Origin of the sequence: Janthinobacterium sp. SUN206 (assembly GCF_030587305.1) — a bacterium.
Taxonomy (GTDB): domain Bacteria; phylum Pseudomonadota; class Gammaproteobacteria; order Burkholderiales; family Burkholderiaceae_D; genus Janthinobacterium; species Janthinobacterium kumbetense.
On record NZ_JAPWIB010000001.1, the window covers coordinates 312,466 to 336,600 of the forward strand.

General features: G+C 64.2%; 16 protein-coding genes. 11 read left to right on the forward strand and 5 right to left on the reverse strand.

The features are described 5' to 3' along the window. Positions 1-12: 12 nt before the first annotated feature. The 5 genes from O3300_RS01305 to O3300_RS01325 all read left to right on the forward strand — a co-directional run bounded on the left by O3300_RS01305 (position 13) and on the right by O3300_RS01325 (position 12,866). The gene (locus O3300_RS01305; RefSeq protein ID WP_305051740.1) at positions 13-3,363 is read left to right on the forward strand and encodes a TIM-barrel domain-containing protein; all 3,351 of its coding nucleotides are present in this window, start codon (positions 13-15) and stop codon (positions 3,361-3,363) included. Positions 3,364-3,467: 104 nt separating this feature from the next. Beyond that, the gene (locus tag O3300_RS01310; RefSeq protein WP_305051741.1) at positions 3,468-6,413 is read left to right on the forward strand and encodes a TonB-dependent siderophore receptor; all 2,946 of its coding nucleotides are present in this window, start codon (positions 3,468-3,470) and stop codon (positions 6,411-6,413) included. Positions 6,414-6,916: 503 nt separating this feature from the next. Then, on the forward strand, positions 6,917-9,964 hold the full coding sequence (locus tag O3300_RS01315; protein WP_305051742.1) for a TonB-dependent receptor: 3,048 nt from the start codon (positions 6,917-6,919) through the stop codon (positions 9,962-9,964). Positions 9,965-10,030: 66 nt separating this feature from the next. Then, positions 10,031-11,422 carry a Gfo/Idh/MocA family protein gene (locus O3300_RS01320; protein ID WP_305051743.1) on the forward strand — a complete coding sequence of 464 codons (1,392 nt, stop codon included), beginning with the start codon at positions 10,031-10,033 and terminating at the stop codon, positions 11,420-11,422. A 127-nt stretch (positions 11,423-11,549) separates the two neighbouring features. Continuing rightward, positions 11,550-12,866: a DUF3472 domain-containing protein gene (locus tag O3300_RS01325; protein ID WP_305051744.1), complete on the forward strand. Its 1,317-nt coding sequence runs from the start codon at positions 11,550-11,552 to the stop codon at positions 12,864-12,866. Positions 12,867-12,876: 10 nt separating this feature from the next. Here the strand turns inward: O3300_RS01325 and O3300_RS01330 are convergent, their stop codons facing one another. After that, positions 12,877-13,389 carry a hypothetical protein gene (locus tag O3300_RS01330; RefSeq protein ID WP_289898156.1) on the reverse strand — a complete coding sequence of 171 codons (513 nt, stop codon included), beginning with the start codon at positions 13,387-13,389 and terminating at the stop codon, positions 12,877-12,879. A gap of 247 nt (positions 13,390-13,636) precedes the next feature. Here O3300_RS01330 and O3300_RS01335 point away from each other — a divergent pair, with 247 nt between their 5' ends. From O3300_RS01335 to O3300_RS01345, 3 genes are all read left to right on the forward strand, one after another. Beyond that, positions 13,637-14,149: a sigma-70 family RNA polymerase sigma factor gene (locus O3300_RS01335; RefSeq protein ID WP_305051745.1), complete on the forward strand. Its 513-nt coding sequence runs from the start codon at positions 13,637-13,639 to the stop codon at positions 14,147-14,149. After that, positions 14,149-15,123 (forward strand): FecR domain-containing protein, encoded by a 975-nt coding sequence (locus O3300_RS01340; protein ID WP_305051746.1) that lies wholly within the window; start codon positions 14,149-14,151, stop codon positions 15,121-15,123. The genes O3300_RS01335 and O3300_RS01340 overlap by 1 nt, the downstream gene beginning before the upstream one ends. An 85-nt stretch (positions 15,124-15,208) precedes the next feature. Continuing rightward, positions 15,209-17,671, forward strand: a complete 2,463-nt coding sequence (locus O3300_RS01345) for a TonB-dependent receptor (RefSeq protein WP_305051747.1) — start codon at positions 15,209-15,211, stop codon at positions 17,669-17,671. A gap of 4 nt (positions 17,672-17,675) precedes the next feature. On the opposite strand, the gene O3300_RS01350 is transcribed toward O3300_RS01345, so the two are convergent. From O3300_RS01350 to O3300_RS01360, 3 genes are all read right to left on the reverse strand, one after another. Next, positions 17,676-18,053 carry a SirB2 family protein gene (locus O3300_RS01350; protein WP_305051748.1) on the reverse strand — a complete coding sequence of 126 codons (378 nt, stop codon included), beginning with the start codon at positions 18,051-18,053 and terminating at the stop codon, positions 17,676-17,678. Between the two features lie 91 nt (positions 18,054-18,144). Next, positions 18,145-18,609 carry a GNAT family N-acetyltransferase gene (locus tag O3300_RS01355; RefSeq protein WP_305051749.1) on the reverse strand — a complete coding sequence of 155 codons (465 nt, stop codon included), beginning with the start codon at positions 18,607-18,609 and terminating at the stop codon, positions 18,145-18,147. A gap of 192 nt (positions 18,610-18,801) precedes the next feature. Next, positions 18,802-19,818, reverse strand: coding sequence for a depolymerase (locus O3300_RS01360; protein WP_305051750.1), 1,017 nt, complete (start codon positions 19,816-19,818; stop codon positions 18,802-18,804). Between the two features lie 426 nt (positions 19,819-20,244). Between O3300_RS01360 and O3300_RS01365 the strand changes: the two genes are divergently transcribed. The 3 genes from O3300_RS01365 to O3300_RS01375 all read left to right on the forward strand — a co-directional run bounded on the left by O3300_RS01365 (position 20,245) and on the right by O3300_RS01375 (position 23,628). Then, on the forward strand, positions 20,245-21,489 hold the full coding sequence (locus O3300_RS01365) for a nitrate/nitrite transporter (protein WP_305053119.1): 1,245 nt from the start codon (positions 20,245-20,247) through the stop codon (positions 21,487-21,489). Beyond that, positions 21,486-22,871 (forward strand): NarK family nitrate/nitrite MFS transporter, encoded by a 1,386-nt coding sequence (locus tag O3300_RS01370; RefSeq protein ID WP_305051751.1) that lies wholly within the window; start codon positions 21,486-21,488, stop codon positions 22,869-22,871. The genes O3300_RS01365 and O3300_RS01370 overlap by 4 nt, the downstream gene beginning before the upstream one ends. A 61-nt stretch (positions 22,872-22,932) precedes the next feature. Continuing rightward, a complete protein-coding gene (locus O3300_RS01375) occupies positions 22,933-23,628 on the forward strand; it encodes a carbonic anhydrase (RefSeq protein WP_077403725.1) in 696 nt (231 codons plus the stop codon). On the opposite strand, the gene O3300_RS01380 is transcribed toward O3300_RS01375, so the two are convergent. Then, positions 23,614-23,985: a ribonucleotide reductase subunit alpha gene (locus O3300_RS01380; protein ID WP_099393481.1), complete on the reverse strand. Its 372-nt coding sequence runs from the start codon at positions 23,983-23,985 to the stop codon at positions 23,614-23,616. The genes O3300_RS01375 and O3300_RS01380 overlap by 15 nt on opposite strands. Between the last annotated feature and the right edge of the window lie 150 nt (positions 23,986-24,135).

Genomic DNA, 24,135 nt, shown 5'->3' on the forward strand with positions numbered 1-24,135 from the left:
GAAAGCCAGCCGATGAAACCTCTCCCGCTTCCCCGCCGCCTCCTTGCCGCCTGTGTCCTCGCCGCCCTTGCCACCCTGTCTGCGCCTGGCTTGCAGGCCGCGACCATCGGCAATCTGCAGTCGCTCTCCGCCGTGCACCCGGCCGACGTGGCCAAGGGCGAGGCGCTGGGCTGGGAGGTGCGCAGCGACACGGGCATGCAGCTGCGTATCAGCCTGCCGCAGGCGGACGTGCTGCGCATCCAGGCGGGCGGCAAGGGGGGCTTGACGGGTCCCGGCGATAAGGCCGCGCCCATCGTCGTGGGCCAGCCGGCCGCACAGGTGGCATACCAGATCGACGAACAGCCCGGCCATATCCTGATCAGCACCGAAGCCCTGAGCCTGCGCATCGACCGCAAGCCGCTGCGCTTTACCTTGTACCGCAAGGGCGACGCGGTGCCCCTGTGGCGCGAAGTGCAGCCGCTGTCGCTCGACGACAAGCAGGGCGTGCAGGTGCTTTCCAGCTTGCCCGGCGAACGATACTTTGGCGGCGGCCAGCAGAATGGCCGCTTCGAATTCAAGGGCAAGCAGGTGCCCGTGTCGTATTCGGGCGGCTGGGAAGAGGGCGACCGGCCGAATCCCGCGCCATTTCTCATGAGTTCACGGGGCTGGGGCATGCTGCGCAATACCTGGTCCGACGGGAACTACGACTTGCGCGACAAGGAACAGATCTCGCTGCAGCACGCGGAAGGCCGCTATGACGCGTATTTCTTCGTCGGCAAGGACGTGCGCGACGTCGTCGCCCGCTACACGGACTTGACGGGCCGCGCCCGCATGCTGCCTCGCTGGGCGCTGGAATACGGCGACGCCGATTGCTACAACGATGGCGACAACGTGAAAAAGCCCGGTTCCGTGCCGAAGGGCTGGACCGATGGCCCGACCGGCAAGACGCCGGACGTGGTGGAAAGCGTGGCGCGCCAGTACCGCGAGCACGACATGCCGGGCGGCTGGATTCTGCCCAACGACGGCTATGGCTGCGGCTACACGAATTTGCCGGAAACCGTGAAGGGCCTGGCCGGCTATGGCTTCCGCACGGGTCTGTGGACGGAAAACGGCGTCGACAAGATCGCGTGGGAAGTGGGCCAGGCGGGCAGCCGCGTGCAAAAGCTGGACGTGGCGTGGACGGGCAAGGGCTACCAGTTCGCCATGGATGCGAACAAGTCGGCCTACGACGGCATCCTGAACAACTCCGACAGCCGTCCGTTCCTGTGGACGGTGATGGGCTGGGCCGGCATCCAGCGCTACGCCGTGGCGTGGACGGGCGACCAGAGCGCCAGTTGGGACTACATCCGCTGGCACATCCCGACCCTGATCGGCTCGGGCCTGTCCGGCCAGGCGTATGCGTCCGGCGACGTGGACGCCATCTTTGGCGGCAGCCCGGAAACCTATCTGCGCGACTTGCAGTGGAAAAGCTTTACGCCCGTCCTGATGGGCATGTCCGGCTGGGCCGCGGCCGAGCGCAAGCATCCGTGGTGGTTCGAGCAGCCGTACCGCGACATCAACCGCCGCTACTTGAAACTCAAGATGCGATTGACGCCGTATATGTATACGCTGGTGCGCGAAGCGGAGCAATCGGGCGCGCCGCTGGTGCGGGGCCTGATGTGGGATTACCCGCAAGACCCGGCCGCCTACACGGAAGCCTATAAATACCAGTTCCTCCTGGGCCGCGACGTGCTGGTGGCGCCCGTCTACCGCAGCCAGGCCGTCAGCGGCGGCTGGCGCAAGGGCATCCACCTGCCGCAGGGCACGTGGTACGACTACTGGGACGGCCGCCAGGCCATGGCGGACGCGAAAGGGCGCGACCTGGATATGCAGGTCACGCTGGACAAGTTGCCCGTGTTCGTGCGGGCCGGCGCCATCCTGCCCATGTATCCGGAAATGCTGTACGACGGCCAGAAGCCGAAGGATCAGCTCACGCTCGATATCTACCCGCACGGCGATTCCGAATACACGCTGTATGAAGACGATGGCAACACGCGCCAGTACCAGGGCGGCGCCTTCAGCCAGCAAGTCATCCGCATGCGCCAGACGGGCGGCGACGTGCAGGTCGACATCGGCGCTGTCGATGGCCAGTACCAGGGCCAGGAAGCGCGCCGCGGCTACGCGCTGCGCATGCTGGCGGGCCAGGCCCCGGCCGCCGTGCGGGCCGGCGAACGGCTGATCGCGGCAGCCGGCAACCGCGCCGTCTACGACAAGGCGGCAGAGGGCTGGTATTTCGATGCTTCCGACCGCCAGGGCACCCTGCACGTGAAGGTGGCGGCGCAGGATATCCGCCAGGCCTTGACCTTGCAAGTGGCCGGCGCGCTGGCCGTGGCGAGAATCGATGCAGATTTCCCGGCCGCACCCGTGCCGGGCCGCGCCTTGCCGGCGGATGCCATGCAGGTGGTGGGACGTCCGTTTGAGGAAAATGGCTATCCGCTGGAAAACGCCTTCGACGGCAAGCCGGAGACGTGGTTCCGCACCGTGCGCAGTCCGTCCGTGAAGAGCGGGCCGCACGAATGGGTGATCGGCTTTACGGAGCGGCGCCTGGTCGACGGCATCGAACTGGCGCCGCGCAACGACCAGCACTGGAAGCATGGCCAGGTGCGCGACTATGAAATCTACATCGGCGACAACAATGGAGAGTGGGGCGCACCGCTTGCGCGTGGCACCCTGAAACTGGAACAGGGCACGCAGACGATCAATTTCCCTGCCACGGCCGGGCGCCTGCTGCGCTTCCGCGTGATGAGCACGCAAAATCCGGAAGGCGATGGCGCGGCGTCCACCGACCCGATGGTCACGGCGGCGCAAGGCGCACCGGTGGCGCGCGCGTTCGATGCGGCGCTGGCGACCGACGTGGCGCCCGTCACCCTGTCCGAATTCCGCGTGCTCGAGCACCGCGTGGCCGAAGGCGAGGAGGTGCAGCGCTATCTGTCGGACCTGGCGCTGCCGAAGCATATCGCGAAAGACAGGCCAGCCGGCAAGGCAGCCGAAATGCGCATGAACGGGCTGTGGTTCCGCAAGGGCCTCGGCGTGGGCCCCGCCAGCCGCATCGACTTGCAACTGGCGGGCAACTGGAATCTGCTGCGCGCCGACCTGGGCGTGGACGATAGCTGCCGCAGCGCGGGCGGCTTGCAATTCCAGGTCTGGAGCGGTGAGCGGCTGCTGTATGACAGCGGCCTGGTCACGGCTCCCGGGGTGGTCAAACCCGAAATCGACGTGCGCGGCCTGAGCCAGCTCAGTTTGCGCACCCTGGGCGCACGCGGCGCCCACCCGGCCCAAGTCTGCGGCAACTGGGCCAACGCCGTGCTGACCGGCACGGAAGGCGCGACCGTCAAGCCGCGCTAAGCAACTTCACTTCATCATTTCACCAAAAACGAGCCCCTCTTCGGACCGGGGAGGGGCTCTTGCAACCTGACGAAAACAAATCACTGATAAAAAGGGAGATGGGAATGCACTTGAAAAAACTGATGGCCGCCATGGTGGCGGTAGGATTGGCGTCAACGGCGCTGGCAGCGGAGGAAGAGAAACTGACGCGCGTCGAAGTGACGGGGTCCAGCCTGAAGCGCATCAACGCGGAAACGGCGTCGCCCGTACAGGTGATCAACGCCAAGCAGATCGAGAACATGGGCGCGCTCACCTTGCTGCAGGTGCTCGACAACCTGCCCGCCGCCCGTCCGGCGCAGCAGGACTTCCGCTCGATGTTCACGGGCTCGGACGGCGGTTCGCAGGCGAACCTGCGCGGCCTCGGCGCGCAGGGCACCCTGGTGCTGTTGAATGGCCGCCGCCTGTCGTTCTATGGCGCGCCGGCCGGTTTCCAGACCATGTTCGTCAATATCGACGCCATTCCCGCCGCCGCCATCGAGCGCATGGAAATCCTCACGGATGGCGCGTCGGCCGTGTATGGCTCCGATGCCGTGGCCGGCGTCATCAACGTCATCACCAAGAAGTCGTATCAGGGGCTGGAAGCGCGCGCCAACGGCGAGTTTTCGCCCAGCGTGAAGTCCTATGGCGAGCGCCAGGCCAGCGTGCTGTATGGCCTGGGCGACCTGGCCAACGACGGCTACAACATCTACGGTTCCGTGAACGTCTACCAGCGCGACCGCATCGCGCTGGCCGACACTTGGCAGAAGCGTCCCGCGTATTTTTATGCGAATAATCCCAATTTCATCCCGAACATGCGCGTGGGCGTCGGCAGCGAACCGGGCACGATGAACCCGGGGACCTTCTTTGTCTTCGACAAGGCCAACAACAATGCCCGCACCCAGCGCGCCGCGCCTGGCTGCAACACCAGCATCACGGAAGCGTCGGGCACGCGCTGCGTGTGGAATGCGCTGCCCAACCAGCTCGACACGGGGCCTACCTCGGAGCGGGCCACGGCGTATCTGAGCGGCCGGCTGAAACTGGGCGGCGACCTGGAAGCGTTCGCGGAAGGCGCCTTCACCCACATCAAGATGCGCGGCGAAAACGGCCCGTCCAGCTTCAACAGCGGCAGCACGAACAACTGGTTCGCCCGCAACACGGGCAATACCCTGAACACCTTCGCCACGCCTTTCCTGAGTCCCAACAACGTCTACCTGAAAGGCAAGCTCGATGCCGACATGGTGGCCAAGATGGGCGGCGCGGCCGGCTTGAACTACCTGCTGCAGGATGCGACGGGCCACTTCGGCCAGAAGAACGTCGATGAAAACTACCGCGCGCTCGTCGGCCTGCGCGGCAGCATCGGCGGCGGCTGGGATTTTGAAACGGCGCTCAGCGTGGCGGGCAGCCATTCCACCTTGTTCCAGACGGCGAACATCAACATCAAGGGTTTTGAACAGGCATTCGGCCCGTTCACGAAAGACCCCGTCAGCGGCCGCACGTTCATTTCGGACAATCCCGCCTACAAGTTCGGCGAAATCAGCGAGGCCAATGCGGCGCTGCTGCGCGCCGCCTATCCCACCTTCGCCATCGAATCGTGGACCAAGCTGATGACCTGGGATGCGAAGCTGGAAGGCACCCTGTTCAAGCTGGGCGAGCGCGAAGTGCGCGCCGCCGTGGGCACCAACGTCATGCGGGAGAGTTTTCTCACGCCCGGCAACACGGATGCGGCCAATGGCCTGATCACGCAACAGGGCGGTTCCTGGTTCGACGGCCGGCGCACCATCGCCGCCGTGTTTGGCGAGGTGGTGGTGCCGCTTTCCGACACACTGGAAGTGAATGCGGCCGCGCGCCTGGACAAATATCCGCATTTCGCCGCCAACCTAGCGCCCAAGCTGGGCGTGATCTGGCGCGCGCGGCCCGACCTGATGCTGCGCGGGACGTATTCTGAAGGCTTCCGCGCGCCCAACCTGGCCGAATCGGGCACGGGCGGCGTCTTTGCGCAGGTGGGCGGCATCCGCGACACGGTGCGCTGCGATGAAACGAATGCCATGGCGCGCGCGCTGATGAAGTCCAAGGTGGCGACGGATGCGGACCTGGGCAAGAGCCTGCTCAATTCGAATTGCTCGACGACGGTGGGCGGCCTGACGCCGCCGAACCAGAACCTGCGTCCGGAGAAGGCCAAGATTTCCACCGTCGGTCTGGTGCTGCAGCCGGCCAAGGATGTGAGCATCTCCATCGATTACTGGTTCATCAACCGCCGCGACGAAATCGTGCGCCAGGACTTCAACGAGCTGTTTACGGAACTGGTGGACAAATACGGTCCGACCCTAGCCGGCACGCCCAGCGCCATCCGCAATGACCTGACCGACGCTGACCGTGGCAATGTGGCGGCCGTGGCGGCCATGTGCGCCAATCCCGCCAACGCGGGCGTGTGCGCTGGCGGCGTGCCCGGCTACTCGGTGGGCAACCTGGGCGGCTTGATCAACTCGTATTCGAACCGTGGCCGCACCCTGATGGACGGCGTCGACATCGATGCGCGCACGCGCTTTTCGCTGGGAGACATGGGCAAGCTGAGTACGGGCATTGCGGCCACCATCCGCAAGCGCGACACCCACGACAGCGAAGACGGCAGCGACATCAAGGGCAACACCGTCGGCTACTACGATTCGCCGCGCTACCGCGCTACCGTCAACGCCGACTGGAGCTACCGCAACTTCGTCAGCAGTGTCTTCATCAACTATTCGGGCAAGACGCGCTGGGCGTATGGCCCCTGGGACAAGGACAACACGCCGGAAAACTGCACCGCCGCCTCCGTGGCGCTGCCGGCCGGCCAGTGCAAGGGGGCGCCCTCGTACACGACGGTGAACCTGGCATTCAGCTGGAAGCCGATCAAGCACCTGGACGTGGGCCTGAACGTGAAAAACGCGTTCAACAAGCAGCCGTACTACGACCCGAACGGCTGGGAAGGCTACAACCATAGCCAGGACCTGTTCGGCCGCCAGTTTGCCCTGTCGGCCAGCTACAAGTTCTTTTAAGGCGTGACACTGCCCCGGTCCGCCAGCTTGCCTGTGGCGGGCCGGGGTTTTGCCATGGAAAAGAAAAGACAATGTTCCGAAATGCACAATACGAAAGATAAACGTAAGCGAAAGACGTTTGCCCTGTCGTCTTTCGTGTTTTCCTCCCCTGATTCCCGCCCGTATCGTCCTCTGTTTGCCACCTTCCTGCAGACGCGTGTATCTGCCACACCACGATAACGAAAGTTATTCGACGCGTCACTGATTGAATCGAAAGATAAATTGCATTTATTTGCTCGATTGAGCGATAAATTACCGTTTTAACTTTCTTTTTGTTGACGATACTTATTTTTCTTTTTAAAGTAATCCCAAGAAAACGAAAATCAGCCGATACGGACTGATTTCCCGAAAGGTGCAGCTGCCTGGCTGCACCGGCCGACGACCACCATAAAAATTGCGCTCCCCCGACTCCGCCCTGGAGCGGGGAGGGCGCGTATAACCCTCGATATAGACGGAGAGACATCATGCATAGCACCCGACTCAAATTGCGCGACATCAGCCGCGCCGCCGCGATCGTGATCGCACTGGCGGCCGGCGTGCCAGGCCAGGCCTGGGCACAGTCGAACGCCACGAGTACCATTTTCGGCGAAGTGAGCGCGCCGGCCGGCGCCACCGTGGTGCTGGAAAACCTGGCGACGGGCGTGCAGCGCAGCCTGACGCCGGATACGTCGGGCCGCTATGTGGCCAACTCCATGCCGCCAGGCCGCTATGCGGTGCGCGTGCTGCGTGCCGGTTCGGTGGAAGCGTCGCAGGAAGTCGAGGCCCTGATCGGCGCCGGCGCGGAAGCGAACTTCGGTCCGGCCAGCGCGGCTGGCCCCGTGGGCCAGGAGCAGACTGTCGTGGTGAAGGCGTCGCGCAATCCGATCGACGTGTCGAACACCAACAATGGCGTGATCTTCACGGCCAAGGAATTGAAGGCGCTGCCAGTCGGCAACGACGTCGCGTCCATCGTGCAGCTGACGCCGGGCGTGGCGCGCGGCACCAACAGCGTGTATGGCAATGCACCGTCGATCGGCGGCTCGGGCCAGTCCGAAAACGCGTTCTACGTCAACGGCTTCCCCATCACCAACCTCCTGACCCAGGTGGGCGCGTCGGAGCTGCCGTTCGGCGCGATCTCCAACCTGCAGGTGCTGTCGGGCGGCTACGGTTCGGAATTTGGCCGCTCCACGGGCGGCGTGATCAACATCACCACCAAGAGCGGCGGCAACAAGGTCGAATTCGGCGGCAAGGTCTCCATCATCCCCCGCTCGCTGAAGGGCACGACGGAAAACCGGTACTACCCGAACACGGGCGCCAATCCGGACACGGATGGCACCTTGAAGTACTGGAACCGCGATAACGGCAGCACCAGCAAGGTGGTCGGCTTGTACGGCAGCGGACCGCTGATCAAGAACAAGCTGTTCGCCTTCGTGGCGCTGGAACAGACGCGCACGGACGGCGGCGCCGTCGCCGGTGCGCGCGACGACCTGGTGGACAAGGTGCTGCCGAACGGCTGGCGCGAGAGCAAGAGCAAGGTTGACCGCATGATGGCCAAGCTGGACTACAACCTGACGGACGACCATCACTTTGAATATACCAAGCTGTATGACCGCACGACTACGGACAGCCAGAGCTATGGTTTTGACTATGCCACCTTGAAACGCAACAACGTGGCTGGCGGCGGGAGCGAGACCACCATCAACTGCTGCGGCTCGTCGGCCGCGCCGGGCGCGAATGTCGACATCTTCAAGTACACGGGCTACCTGACGGACAACCTGACGGTGACGGCGATGATGGGGCAGTCGCGCACTTCGCACCGCCGTACCCCGGAAGGCTACAATCCGCTGCTGGCGCAAACGTCGTCGAATGAATCGACCCAGGTGCCTGGCCTGACGTACACCAATCCGCAAATGGTGACCGGTACTCTGGTCGACCCGTCGTCGGAAGACCGCCAGAAAGCCAAGCGCCTGGACCTGGAATACAAGCTGGGCAAGCATTCGCTGCGCGGCGGCATCGACCGCATCGACGTGGAATCGAAAGTGGGCCTGAGCCTGGCCGGCGGCTACCGCTGGAAGTACCAGAAGGTCAAGGATCCGACGCTCCTGATCAACGGCGCCTTTGAAACGCCGGCCCAGGGCAACGGCTACGGCAAGGACGGCTATTACGTCAGCAAGGAATTGAACGCCAACCTGGCGCGTCCGACCAGCGTGCAATCGGCGCAGTACATCCAGGATCACTACCAGGTCACGGAACGGGTGCTGCTGGACCTGGGCCTGCGCCGCGAACAGTTTACCAACTACAGCACCGATGGCGTGGCCTTCATTTCGCAGCGCAACATGATCGCCCCGCGCGTGGGCGCCACCTGGGATTACCTGGGCGACGGCACCCTGAAATTCTTCGCCAACGGCGGTCGCTACCACCTGCCGGTGCCATCGAATTTGTCGAGCAACATGGCCAGCCCCTTCCTGGCCACCAGCGAGATGTTCACCTACACGGGCGTCGATCCCGTCACGGGCGCGCCGACGGGCCTGCACGCCATCAGCAAGCCGTATTCGGCCAACAACGCGTATGGTCAGAGCCGCGACGCGCGCGAGGTGACGGCCGTGGGCCTGAAGCCGCTGTCGCAGGATGAATTCTCGCTGGGCTTCGAACGCGCCCTGAGCAAGAAGCTGGTGGTGGGCGCCAGCTTCCTGTACCGCAAGCTGAACGACACCAACGACGACGTCTGCGACGAGCGTCCGCTGCAAGCCTGGGCCACGCGCAACGGCGTCGACACGGGCAAATGGAGCGGCTTCCAGTGCGCCATCATCAACCCGGGCCGCGACAACAGCCTGATGGTGGACTTTGATGATGGCAAGGGCCTGCGCCGCGTGGATATTTCGGCGGCGGAATGGGGCAACCCGCTGCCATCGCGCACCTACCGCGCCTTGAACATGTTCATCGAGCACCCGTACACGAATGGCTGGTACGGCAAGCTGACCTACACCTTGTCCGGCCTGAAGGGCAATATGGAAGGCCAGACGGACAGCATCGGCGGCGGCGACGTGGGCCTGACGGTCAGCGACGACCACAAGGAACTGATGTACAACGCGTATGGCTACCTGCCGGGCGACCATCGCCACGCCTTCAAGGCCTACGGTTTCATGCAGGTCATCCCGGACGTGATGGTGGGCGCCAACCTGTCGCTGACCTCGGGCGCACCGCGCAACTGCATCGGCGCGCTGCCCGCGAACCTGAGGTTCGAGAAAGACTACGGCGATTCCTACTTCTATTGCAACGGCAAGCCGGCGCCGCGCGGCAGCCAGGGCCGCCTGCCGTGGCAAGCCCAGCTGGACATGAATGTGGCCTATACTCCCAGCGCCGTCAAGGGCCTGAGCCTGAAAGTGGACGTCTTCAATGTGTTCAACAGCCAGACCGTGACCCGCTACACCGAAACGCGCGAAGACCATGGCGCCATCTCCCGCAATTACCTGCAGGTCGATGGACGCACGGCGCCGCGTTCGGTGCGCTTCACGGCTGAATACACCTATTAAACTGCAGCCGGCCCGCTGTATGGCGGGCCGGCGACGAACATTACCAATGGAAGCGAGTAGAGACCAATGACAACACAAATCAATCGACGCAATTTCCTCTCCGCCAGCGCCGCGCTGGCCGGTGGCGCCATGGCCGGCAGCGCACTGCTGCCCGGCGACGCCAACGCCGCCCCCGTGGCCGGCCGCGACAAGGTCCGCCTGGGCGTGATCGGCACGGGCATGCGCGGCCAGGTGCTGCTGGCTGAACTGGTGCGCCGCGACGACGTGGAAGTGGTCGCCCTGTGCGATATCGAGCCGATCATGCTGAAACACGCGCTGGGCCAGGTGGCCAAAGCCGGCAAGCCCCGTCCGCGCACGTATGGCGAAGACCGCGACCAGAAAGCATACAAGCGCATGCTGGACGCGGGCGGCCTCGATGGCGTGATCATCGCCACGCCGTGGGAATTCCACGCGCCCATGGCGATCGCCGCCATGCAGGCGAAGATCGCCGTCGGCTGCGAAGTGGTTGCCGGCATCACCCTGCAAGACCACTGGGATGTCCTGAACACCCAGCTGAAAACGGGCACGCCGTACATGTTGCTGGAAAACGTGTGCTACCGCCGCGACGTGATGGCTGCGCTGCAGATGGTGCGCGCGGGCCTGTTCGGCGAACTGCTGCACCTGCAGGGCGGCTACCAGCACGATTTGCGCGCCGTCAAATTCAACAGCGGCAATCCGGCCAAGCCGTATGGCGGCGGCGTGGAATTCGGCGAAAAGGGCTGGTCGGAAGCCCATTGGCGCACGCAGCACTCGGTCGAGCGCAATGGCGAACTGTATCCGAGCCACGGCATCGGCCCATGCGCCATGTACACCAACATCAACCGCGGCAACCGTTTTACGCGCATCAACGCCTTCGCCACCAAGGCGCGCGGCTTGCACGACTATATCGTCAAGCAGCCGGGCGGCGCGCAGCATGCGAACGCCAAGGTGAAATTCAAGCTGGGCGACGTGGTCACCACCACCCTGGCGTGCGAAAACGGCGAAACCATCATCCTGCAGCACGATACGAGCCTGCCGCGCCCGTATTCCCTGGGCTTCCGCGTGCAAGGCACGGACGGCCTGTGGATGGACTTGAACAATGCCATCCATATCGAGGGCGTCAGCAAGCCGCACCAGTGGGATGACTTCAAGACCTACCAGGACAAGTATGAGCACCCGGTATGGCGCAAATATGCCGCGCAAGCGGAAGGCGCGGGCCACGGCGGCATGGACTTCTTCGTCATCCACGCCTTTGTCGAAGCCCTGAAGGCCAGTGCGCCGATGCCGATCGATATCTACGATGCCGTGACGTGGAGCGCCATCACACCCCTGTCCGAGCAATCGATCGCCGCCAACTTCCAGACCCTGGACTTCCCGGACTTCACGGGCGGGCAGTGGAAATCGCGCAAGCCTGTCTTCGCCCTCGACGGCAAGTACTAAGCCCCATTCGCCCGCTACCGCGCTTGCCGCCGTAGCGGGTTTTTTCTGTCCCGATCCGTTTTTCAACCGCGGCGCACGCCGCAGGACTTCTTGCGCCTGTTGCACGCCGTACTACCAGGAGACGTTGATGAAACACAGAAGTTCATTACTCTGCGCAGTTCTTCCCGCCATGCCCTTGCTGCTGGCAGCCTGCGGCGGCGCCACTGCCACCGCTACCCCGGACATGGGCGGCACCGCCTTGCTGGCCACTGGCGTGGCCACAGCGGTCACGCCCGCCACCGTGGAACTGGCCGGCAATGCCTTCATCACCAGCGGAGACAAGGGCGCCGTCATCGGCGAACATGGCCTGGCCGGCTGGAGCAATCCCGATGCCGTCGCCAGCACGTATTTCCGCGTGGCCGGCGCGGGCCCCGTCCAGGTGGCGCTCGACGCCAGCCTGGCCGATGGCGGCAACAGCACCATCCGCGTGAAGATCAATGGCGCGCCGTTCGACGTCAAGCTGGCCGGCAAGGCCCGCAAGACCTATGCCGTGGGCACGGTCAATGTGCCGGCGGCCGGCTATGTGAAGGTGGACTTGCAGGGGGTGACGCGCGCAAAAGCCACGTTTGGCGACGTCGCCGCGTTGAAGGTGACTGCGAACGCGGCGCTTAATTACGCCAACGACCCGGCCAATTACTACTGGTCGCGGCGCGGCCCGTCCGTGCACATGGGTTACACGGTGCCGGCCAATACCGAGTATTTCTATAACGAGATGACGATACCCAAGGGCCAGGACGTCATCGGCTCCTATTTCATGGCCAACGGCTTTGGCCAGGGCTACATGGGCATCCAGGTCAAGTCGCCCAGCGAGCGCTGGATATTGTTTTCCGTCTGGGACGCCGACAATGGCGCGAAGACCACCCTGGTCAGCAAGGGCGCCGGCGTGGTCGATAACGCGTTCGGCGGCGAAGGCACGGGCGGCCAGACTTATTTGTCGTACAACTGGGCGGCCGGCACCACGTACCGCTTCATCACGCGCACGCGGCCCGACGGCAAAGGCGGCAGCGACTACTCGGCCTGGTTCTACGCGCCCGAGACGGGCAAGTGGCGCTACATCGCCACGTGGAAGCGCCCGGCGATTTCCACGTATCTGACGGGCGTGCATTCCTTCCTCGAGAACTTCATCGATACCCTGGGCTATACGGAGCGCCGCGTCCAGTTCGGCAACCAGTGGGCGAGGAACGTTTCAGGCGCCTGGTCGGAAGTGACGGCGGGAAGGTTCACGGGCGACGCCACGGCCACCAATGGGCAGCGCATGGATTACGCGGGCGGCCTGGAAAACGGTAAGTTCTACCTGCGTAACGGCGGCTTCTTTGCCGACTACGTGAAAACCAGCCAGAACTTCACGCGTCCGGCCACGGGCCAGGCACCGGCCGTCGATGTGGCGGCCTTGCCGATGCAATAGGCGTTGATCCTTACCCCGGCCGCTTGCCCACCATCGCTTCGATGCCGCGATAGTAGGTGAGCGGGCGGCCTATCGTCACTCCCATCAATGCCGCCGCCTGGATGATGTCGTTTGTATCGCGCCGGTACACGACCAGCGCATCCATCTGGTCGGTGCCGTTGCCGTCGATCTGGATCAGGTCATAGCCGCCTTCGTCCACGGCGCGCTGCGCCAGTTCCGCGTCCAGCCACTCGAAATAGGGCAGCGCGCTACCGTCGCCTCCCTCGAGCATTGCGTACGGAAAGTCGGGGAATTCGTCGAACATGTCCTGTATCTGTTCGTGCAGCTCATCGAGCTTGTCGCCCGACGCCGTATAGCCAGCCAGGTGCCAGAGGATCGCCACCGCGTAGGCATGCGCATCGCTGTCGATCCACTCGTCGCGTGGCGCGGACGGCGCGTTGGTGATGGCGGTGACGGCCGCGTCGAGCTCCTCGCCTTCCAGGTCACCGCAGGTCAGCTTGGTCAGCAGTTCAGATAACAGCATGTTTGCCTTTCAATGGAGGGACGCCAGGCCAGGATGGCCGGCTGGGTGATGTTGTCAATACTATCATTGCCGCGTACCGGGGCGCGCCCGGTAGAACTTGCACCGTGCATTGCGCCGGCGGACGCGGCCAGCCTGGCAATTTTGGAAAGAATCGCGTCAAACTGGCATTTGCAGGCCGCTTGCGCCGCAGCACCGCCTAGATATAGAATGCGAATCATTATTATTTGCGACCCAGGGAGCATACAACGTGTCGGCAGCCCAACCCGGCGTTCACCAGGAGGTGGGCAGCCTGTACCACGATCACCACCGCTGGCTGCAAGGCTGGCTGCGGCACAAGCTGGGCAACGCGTTTGACGCGGCCGACGTGGCGCACGACACCTTCATGCGCCTGCTGAACCGTGACGAGGCCATCGCCGCGCGCGAGCCGCGCGCCTTCCTCACCACCGTGGCCAAGGGCGTGCTGGGCAATCTGTACCGCCGCCGCGACCTGGAAGCGGCCTACCTGGAAACCCTGGCCAGCCTGCCCGCGCAGTGCGCGCCCGATCCCGAGGCGCAGGCGATCCTGCTCGAAGCCCTGTTCGACATCGACCGCCGCCTCGACGGCCTGGCGCCCGCCGTGCGCCGCGCTTTTCTGCTGTCGCAGCTCGACGGCATGCCGCAGGCGGCCATCGCGCTGGAACTGAACATCTCGCTGGCCACCGTGCAGCGCCACCTGGTCAAAGCCATGCACCAGTGCTTCTTTTCCCCGTCGGCGCCGTGATGGGCGCCCTGAGGCCGGAAGCGGCCAGCCTGCAGGCTGTCGAATGGCTGGTGCGCTTGCAGGCCGGAGACGCCACGCCCGAAGTGGAGCAGGCCTGGCGCACTTGGCGCGGCAGCGACCCGGAAAACGAGCAAGCCTGGCAGCACGTGGAAGGCTGCATGGCGCGCATGCGTGCCTTGCCGGCGCCGCTGGCGCACGGCACCCTGGCGCGCAAGCCCGCGCATGCGCAGGCCAACGCGGCGCGCCGGCAGTCGCTCAAGCTGCTGGCGCTGCTGGCCGTGGGCGGCGGCGCCTGGCTGGCGGGCGGCGACGAACAGGCGGCCTTCTGGCTGGCCGATTACCGCACCGGCACGGGCGAGCTGCGCCACCTCGTGCTGGCAGACGGTACGCGCATCGCTCTCAACACGGCGTCCAGCATCGACGTGCGCTACGATGCGGGCCAGCGCCTGGTGACCTTGTTAAAAGGCGAGATCATGGTCAGCACGGCGCGCGATGCGGCTGGCCGTCCCTTTTTCGTGCGCACGGCGCAAGGCCGCTTGCAGCCTGTGGGCACGCGTTTTGCCGTGCGCGCGGAACGGGGACGCACGCACCTGGGTGTGTTCGCGGGCGCCGTCGATATTCTGCCGGAACAGGCGCCCGCCGCCGTGCGCAGGCTGCAGGCCGGCCAGCAAGCCAGCTTCACGGCGGCGCAGATCGGTAGCGTGCAAACCTTGCCTGCCGGTGCGGATGCGTGGACGGCCGGCATGCTGGTGGCGCACGACATGCCGCTGGCCGATTTTGTCGGCGAGCTGGCCCGCTATCGCCAAGGGCGCCTGGCCTGCGATCCCGCCATCGCCCACCTGCGCGTGTCGGGCATCTATCCGCTGGCCGACACGACGCAAGTGCTCGACATGCTGACGCGCACCTTGCCCGTCGACGTGCGCCAGAGCACGCGCTTCTGGGTGAGCGTGGTGCCGCATCGGAAGCACCCGTGATTATTTTCCGAAAAAATGAGGGGTTTTCGATTTTCGCGTGACATAGCGAGTGAACCCTTCATTCACTTTCAGGAAAACAGTCCGCATGCCCAGCACAACACCTATTTACGCCTCTTCCATTTCCAGCACATGCCGCCGCAGCGTGGCGGCGCTGGCCGTCAGTCAGGCCCTGTGGCTGCTCGCCGCCGGCGGCGCCTCGGCCGCCGTACCCCTTGCGCAGGCAGCCAATGCGGCGCGCATCGAGCTGGCGATACCCGCCGGTACCCTGGAACAGGTGCTGGTGCGCTTTGGCCAGGAGACGGGCACCATGATTTCCTACCAGGCCGCCGCCGTGGCGGGCAAGCGCAGCGCCGGCCTGGCGGGCAGCTACAGCGTGCCGCAAGCGCTGAGCGCCATCGTCGCCGGCTCGGGCTTGCGCGCCGTGCCGCAGGCGAACGGCGGTTATGTGCTCGACGTGGCGGCGGCCGATGGCGGCCAGACCATGCCCGAGATGAAGGTCAGCGCCAGCTTTGATGCGAACGGCGCGACGGAAGGCAGCGGTTCCTATACGACGCAGACCATGCGCTCGGCCACGCGTCTGGGCCTGTCCGTGCGCGAGACGCCGCAAGCCGTCAGCGTGGTCACGCGCCAGCAGATGGATGACCAGAACCTGCAAACGGTGGAAGAGGTGCTGCAAAACGCGGCCGGCGTGGCCATCAATCGCTACGACAGCGACCGCACCTCGTTCTTCGCGCGCGGTTTTTCCATCGCCAGCTATCAATACGATGGCATCCCCACCACGGTCGACAATGCGTTCAGCGTGGGTGACAGCACCCTGGACATGACGGCCTACGATCGGGTCGAGATCGTGCGCGGCGCCACGGGCCTGCTGACGGGCGCGGGCGAGCCGTCGGCCACCATCAACCTGGTGCGCAAGCGCGCGTCATCGAGTCAGCTCGCCGGGAATGCAACCCTGAGCCTGGGTTCCTGGAGCAATGCGCGCGCCAGCGCTGACGTCTCCTCGCCATTGAGCAGCGATGGCAAGGTGCGCGGGCGTGTCGTGGCCAGCTACCAGGACAGCGAATCGTATGTGAGCCTGTATCACGCCAAGAAGGCCATGGCGTATGCCACCGTGGAAGCGGACCTGGCGCCCGGCAGCGTGCTGATTGCCGGCTATGAGTACCAGGATAATCGCCCGCGCGGCGGCATGTATGGCGGCTTGCCGCTGTGGTATGCGGATGGCGAACGGGCCACCTTGCCCCGTTCCGCCACCACGGCAACCACCTGGAGCCGCTGGTTCAGCACCAGCCAGACGGCCTTTTTGCGCCTGGAGCAGGACCTGGGCAAGGGCTGGAACCTGACGGCCATGCTGAATCACGGCTGGGGCAATTATTCGGCTGCCGAGCTTTTCGCGAATACCTGGCCGGACAAGGTCACGGGGCAAGGCGTGACGGGCTACGCCGGGTTTTACTCGGGCACGCGGCGCCAGGACAGCGTCGACGCCTATGTGCAGGGCCCCGTGCAACTGCTGGGGCGCACGCACGACCTGGCGTTCGGCGTCTCGGGCAGCAACCAGTTCTCCAGCAATCCGGGTATTGCCGGCAGCAGCGTCGATTACGGCAATTTCTACCAGTGGCAGGGCGTGGCGCCGGAGCCGGACTGGAACACGCCGAGTTTCTCGCGCTGGCAGTTGCTCGACACGGTGCAGCAGCGCGGCATCTACGGTACGGCGCGCTTTTCGCTGGCCGATCCCTTGAAACTGATCGTCGGCGCGCGCTACAGCCGCTACAAGGCGGACCACGTCGATGACTGGGGCGGCAGCTACGCCTATGCCAAGCATGCCGTCACGCCGTATGCGGGCCTGGTGTGGGATATCGACGCGCAGCATGCGCTGTACACCAGCTACAGCAAGATATTCAAGCCGCAGGGCTATCAGGACCGGCTCGGCCGCTACCTCGATCCCGTGCAGGGCAAGAATGTGGAAGCGGGCGTGAAGGGCGAGTATTTCGGCGGCCGATTGAACGCGGCGCTGGCCGTGTTCCGCATCGCGCAAGATGGCCTGGCGCAGGAGGACACGGGGCATTTTGTTGGCAATTCGCTGACGCAGGCGTATTACGCGGCGGCCGGCACCACCAGCAAGGGCGTGGAACTGGATGTCTCGGGCGAGCTGGCGCAGGGTTGGAACGTCTCGGCCAGCGTGTCGCACGCGGCGGCCGAGGACAACACGGGCGGGCGCCTGAACAGCTATGTGCCGCAGACGCTGGCGCGCGTGTTTTCCACTTACCAGATGCCTGGCGACTGGCGCGCGTTATCGGTGGGCGGCGGCGTGAACTGGCAGAGCGGCGCCTACCGTGACGCCACCGGGCCGAAGGGCACGAAGCGCGTGGGGCAGGGCGGTTACGCCGTGGCAAGCCTGATGGCGAAGTACGCGCTGTCGCGCCAGCTGTCGCTGCAGGCGAACGTCAACAACTTGTTCGACAAGCATTACTACAGCCAGCTTGGCATGTACAACCAGGGTTACTGGGGCGCGCCGCGCAACGCCAGCGTCACGCTGCGCTACCTCTTCTGATGTATCAGAGTGGCCAGGCCTGTTTGGTCACGGCCACGGCGATGATGTAGGCGAATACCAGCATGGCAAGCGCGAAGGCGGTGCCGCGCACGGCAGGCGTCTTGCCACGTTTCAGGGCGAAGGTGCCCAGCACGATGTAAGCCACCAGCGCGCACAGCTTGGCGGCCAGCCACGGCTGGCTGCCCGGCGACTGGCCGCTCCACACGGCCAGGGTGATGGCGCTGGCCAGCAGGGCCGTGTCGACCAGGTGCGGCAATATCTTCACCCAGCGCTGCTGCAAGGCGGGCGAGGCGCGCAGCATCCACGCGCCGCGCAAGAGGAAAAGAAAGCCGCTGGCGGCGGCGCAACCCATGTGGAAATGCTTGAGGCTCAGATAATCCATGCGTGATGTTGTCGGTGTTGATTGACGATGGCGCCAGCATAGCCGCCTTTGCCGCGCCGCGCCATACGTCGTCGGGATGAGGCGCGATCGATCAGCGGCACCATTTCACGTACACCAGCTCCGGGTCTCCCTCGTCGAGATGGTCAATCTGGCCGCTGCGCACGAAGCCGGCGCTGGCGAACAGCCGTTGCGCAGCCAGGTTGCTCTCGTTCGTCGAGGTGAACAGCTTGGCCGTATGGCAGGCACTTTCGGCCGCCGTCAGCAGGCGCCGCCCCACGCCGCGCCGCTGCTGCCCGGGGGCGACCACCACCAGCGAGACGAAGCCGTAGCCGAAGAAGTCGTCGTGCGTGAGGACATAGCCGGCCACCTGGCCCGCGTGCATAGCCACCAGGCAGTGGCCCTGGCCGACGGCGGCGCGTACGGCATCGCCCCGGCTGGCGTGCGCCTGCGCGTACGCATCACAGGCGAGCATGGCGTCGATCTCTTCGGGTCTTGCAGTGCGGACCAGCACGGTGCTCTCGTCACCCTGTGCGGCGCTGTTTCCTGCGTAATACATCAATGAATGCTCCTTTCCAGTCGGGTTTTCCCTTGTCGATATCGCCCAGCGGGCATGCGCGGTCATGCAGGCCGCTGCCATCATCATGCGTCTTTCTCGCCACGCCGGCAAACACGCCGGTAAATCGCATGAGGCGCCGACGGGTTTGCGCCTTGCCGCCCGGACGAAGAAGCGGGCGGCAATCATCCGCGCTCAGTCCGGGGCGGACATCAGCCGCGTCAGCATCGCATGCACGGCGGAAATCTGCGCTCCCGAGCGGAACGCGTAGTTCTGCCCCGTATAGCCGATCCAGTCCCAGCATCCGAGGGGGTTGAGGATGCCGACACGCCGCAGCTGCGGATACAGGATGATGATTTTATTACTGTCAGCCCAATCGTTATAGCCGGTTTTTTCATAAAAGGCATCGGCCACATCCGCCTGGGTCTGCTCGCAACCATGAAATGCCACATGGATACGGCAGCCGGGCTCGCGCAGGCAGATGGCGGGGATATACACATGGGCATCGGCATCCAGGCTGGTCCAGCCCATGGAAAATTCGCGCTGATTGAAGCTTTTCGCCTTGTCCGTGCGCTTGCGCACCGGCGGATTCAAGTCGCCATAGATGTGCTTGAGTATCGCGCCAGGCTGGTCATATGCCGCGCCGTCGACCTCGCAGTGGTTGATGTACTGGTCCCCATTCGTGGCGCAGTCGCCGCCATACGATGGCGATATCATGGCATGTCCAGCAGGAACATTCTTGATGTACAGCATATTTTCGGCGGGAACGCCGGCATCCCTGAAAAAAACGGCCGTAGCGTCGACCAGGGGCGGTACCACGACTTTGTCATTCAGGCCGCTGAATATGTAGATCCGCTCGTGCCTCAAGTTGTCGAGCGGGTCGATCAGGCCCATGGTGGCGAAATATTCGGCCGCGAGCAGCATTCGCTGCGGCCACGGTTCAAGAGGACTCATCCAGCCCATGCACAGTGCGGTACGTGTGGCCATGCCGGTGGCACAGTAATACGGCCCCCCGGCGACGATGCCCGCGCCGATCACCGATCCCGAATAGGCGACCTGGTATTGCACAGCCATGAATGCGCCTGCGGAAAGGCCGGAAACGGAAGTTTGCGACTGGCTGGCGGCCAGCGCGGGCAGCCTTCCGCTGGCGCGTGGCGATGCCGGGAGCGCCTGTAAAAGTAGCAACAGGATAGTGAAAAAGAATATCTTCATGGTAACTCCTCTTGGTGAAGCTCTTGCCGCTACTGGGGAATGCAGGCGGCGGGAGGCGAATAGGATAGAGCGGTGATGCGGCAAGGCGGTTTCGCCAGGCAATTTCATGTTCTTGATGCAGATCAAGGCGTGGCGGGAATTGGACTGCCCGCGGGCCTGCTTTTCCAGGCTGGGCAGGGCGACGGTCCGCACGAGCCTGGCCTGCCGTTCAGCCTAGTGCGGCGCCTCCCTGTCTAGTCACTTTTGCCGATACGGCTATCCAGATTGCCTTTCCAGAATCACCCTGTGACCGATAGTGCCTTTCCCCTCTGCCACGTAAGCTGGTCGGGACGGCTGGCCAGACGGCCAGTGCATTCATGGAGAAACATCGTGGCTACCCTAGATGGCACTAAGAACAACAGTAGTAACAAGGCAGTCGAACCCGGCATGCGGCGCAAGCAGTTTTCCGTGTTGGTCAGCAGCACCTTCGCATTTACCATCTGCTTTGCAGTCTGGATGATGTTTGCCGTACTGGGCATTCCCATCAAGACCAGCCTGGGCTTAACTGAAACACAATTCGGCCTGCTGGCCGCCATGCCCGTGCTGACGGGTTCTCTCGTGCGCGTGCCCCTGGGCATCTGGACGGACAAATACGGCGGACGCCGCGTCTTCTTCTGGCTGATGCTGGCCAGCGTGGTGCCGATCTACCTGATCTCCTACGCCACCGCCTACTGGCATTTCCTCGTGCTGGGTATGTTCGTGGGCCTGGCGGGCGGTTCGTTTTCCGTCGGCACGCCCTACGTGGCGCGCTGGTATGAAAAGGAGCGCCGCGGCCTGGCGATGGGCATCTTCGGCGCCGGCAACTCCGGTTCCGCGCTGACCAAGTTCGTCGCGCCCGGCATCGTCGCCGCTTTCGGCTGGCAAATGCTGCCCAAGGTGTATGCGGTCACCATGCTGGCCACTGCCATCATCTTCTGGCTGTTTTCGTACTCGGACAAATCGCATCTGGCGCCGTCGGGCGAGAGCTTTTCGGCGCAGATGAAGGTGCTGAAGGATCCCCGCGTGTGGCGCTACTGCCAGTATTACTCGGTGGTGTTCGGCGGCTATGTGGCGCTGGCCCTGTGGATGACCAAGTACTACGTGGCCGAATACGGCTTCGACCTGAAGCACGCGGCGCTGCTGGCCGCCTGCTTCTCGCTGCCGGGCGGCGTGCTGCGCGCCGTGGGCGGCTGGATTTCCGACAAATACGGTGCGGCGAAAGTCACCTGGGCCGTGATGTGGGTGTGCTGGGTGTGCTTCTTCCTGCTGTCATATCCGCAAACCCAGATGGTGGTGGAAACCGTCACCGGGCCGCTGGCCTTCCATATCGGCCTGTCGCCGCTGTGGTTCACCGTGCTGCTGTTCATCGTCGGCATCGCCATGGCCGTGGGCAAGGCGTCCGTCTTCAAGTTCATCGGCGATGATTTTTCCGACAACATCGGCGCCGTCTCGGGCGTGGTCGGCCTGGCCGGCGGTCTCGGTGGCTTCATCCTGCCCGTGATGTTCGGTGCCCTGGTGGACTTCACCGGCGTGCGTTCGAGCTCCTTCATGCTCTTGTACGGCACCGTCTGCGTTTCCCTCGTCTGGATGTATTTCTCGTTCAAGCCGCTGCGCGCGGCACCTATCCCTCAACCTGCAGGAGCAAAAGCATGAGCCGCTATATGATTAACACCTGGGAGCCTGAGACTCCCAGTTTCTGGCAATCGACAGGCAAGGCCACGGCCGCGCGCAATCTGTGGATCTCGATTCCCGCGCTGCTGCTGGCGTTCGCCGTGTGGATGGTGTGGAGCGTGGTGGTGGTCAACCTGCCCAACATCGGCTTCACCTACAGTAACAACCAGCTGTTCTGGCTGACGGCCTTGCCGGGCCTGTCCGGCGCCACCTTGCGCATCTTTTATTCGTTCATGGTGCCGATCTTCGGCGGGCGCCGCTGGACGGCCATTTCCACCGGGTCCCTGCTGATTCCCGCCATCGGCATCGGCCTGGCCGTGCAGGACGTGAACACGGGCTATCCGACCATGCTGATCCTGGCCCTGCTGTGCGGCTTCGGCGGCGGCAATTTCGCCTCGTCGATGGCCAACATCAGCTTTTTCTACCCGAAGGCGAGCAAGGGCTTCGCGCTGGGCATGAATGCGGGCCTGGGCAACCTGGGCGTGTCGGTGGTGCAGTTCGTCGTGCCGCTGGTGATCACCTTCGCCGTCTTCGGCGCCTGGGGCGGCGATTCGCTCACCTGGGTCAAGAATGGCGTGAGCAAGGACATGTGGCTGCAAAACGCGGGCTTCATCTGGGTGCCGTTCATTGCGCTCTCCACCTTGCTGGCCTGGTTCGGCATGAATGACCTGGCGTCGGCGAAGGCTTCGTTTTCGGAACAGGCCGTGATCTTCAAGCGCAAGCACAATTGGCTCATGTGCTGGCTGTACACGGGTACCTTCGGCTCCTTCATCGGTTATTCGGCCGCGTTTCCGCTGCTGATCAAGATCCAGTTCCCCGACGTGAACCCGCTCGATTACGCCTTCCTCGGCCCCCTGGTCGGTGCGCTGGCGCGCGTGGCCGGTGGCGTGATTTCCGATAAATTAGGCGGCGCCCGCGTCACGTTATGGTCGTTCCTGTTGATGATCGGCGCCGTGCTGGGCGTGCTGTACTTCATGCCGCAAGCCGGCGTGGGTGGAAGCTTCACCGGTTTCTTCTGGATGTTCATGCTGCTGTTCGCCGGCACCGGTATCGGCAATGCGTCGACCTTCCGCATGATCCCCGTGATCTTCTTGACGGAACACCAGCGCGCGGCCGCCGGCAAGGGCAAGGCGGAGCAGGAGCAAGCCATCGTCGACGCCAACAAGGAAGGCGCTGCCGTCCTGGGCTTCACCTCGGCCGTGGCCGCGTATGGCGCCTTCTTCATCCCGAAAAGCTATGGCACCTCGATTTCGCTGACGGGCAGCCCCGACGCGGCCCTGTGGTGCTTCATCGGCTTTTATGTCAGCTGCATCGCGATCACCTGGTGGTGCTATGCCCGTAAAAACGCGCCGATGCCTTGCTAGTTAGCGTCAGAATGCCTGGCAAGTCCTGCTTGCCGGGCGTTGTATTCAGTAAGAGGTAGTCATGGAAGAACTGGAAAAATTCGTCAACGGCTTCAGCCTGTTTCAGCAGCAGTATTTCAGCGAGCCGCAAACCTTGTACGACAGCCTGCGCGACGGGCAGCGGCCTTCGACCCTGCTGATCGGCTGCTGCGATTCGCGGGTCGATCCCATGCTGCTGACGGGCAGCGATCCGGGCGACATGTTCGTCGTGCGCAATATCGCCAACCTGGTGCCGCCGTGCACGCCCGACGCGCCGCCCGGCGTCAGTTCGGCCATCGAGTTTGCCGTCTGCAAGCTCGAAGTGGCCAGGGTCATCGTGCTCGGGCATGCGCGCTGCGGCGGCATCCGCGCGCTGCTGGAACCGCAGCCGCGCGCGGAAGGCCAGGAAACGGACTTCGTGGGACAGTGGATGCGCATTGCCGAACCGGTGGCGCAGCGAGTGCGGCGCGAGCTGGCGCACCGCTCGTCGGCGGAACAGCACCATGCGTGCGAACTGGCCAGCATCCTGCAGTCGCTGGACAACCTGCTCACCTATCCATGGCTGAAGCGCAGGGTGGAGCAGGGATTATTGAAATTGCATGGATGGTATTTCGATATCGACAGCGGGGCGCTGATGGCGTATTCGGCGCGCCAGCAGCAGTTTTTGCCGCTGGTCTGTCCCATCGAAAGGGCGCGCCACCTTCACGAGCGCCCTTGGCCGGATTCAGCTAAAACGTAACAAATCCCCGCTGCGGTCAAACGCCAGCAGGCTGTCGATGCGGCCTTGCTCGATGGCCGTCACCATGGCGCGCAGGGGCGCCTCGCATTCCTGCGCCGCCGGCGGCTGGCCGTCCTGGCCCGCCAGTCCCGCCACGAAGACCACGTCCCAGTGCGTCTGCATCTGTTTCGACTCCTCCTTCAATGTTTCGAAGCTGTCCAGTTCCTCGGGCAGCTTGTCGGCGCACATCACGGGCGTGAGGGACTTGCCCTGGCCGCCAGGCTGGGCCTGCGCCTGGGTAAAGGTGAACAGCAGGCGTTGCGGCTGTTCCTGGTTGCGGGCGCTGCGCAGCAGGCTGGCGTAATCGGTAATCGACATGGTGCTCTTTCTCTGTGTTGAACGATGACGACAGGTATACCGCAGCGCCGCCTTGCCGCCCATAGGCAATAGTGACTACCCATCTATGCATTCCTGGTGCCGGAAACCGACTTCTTGCCAATACCGCCGGGCACGGCGCATCGATAGACT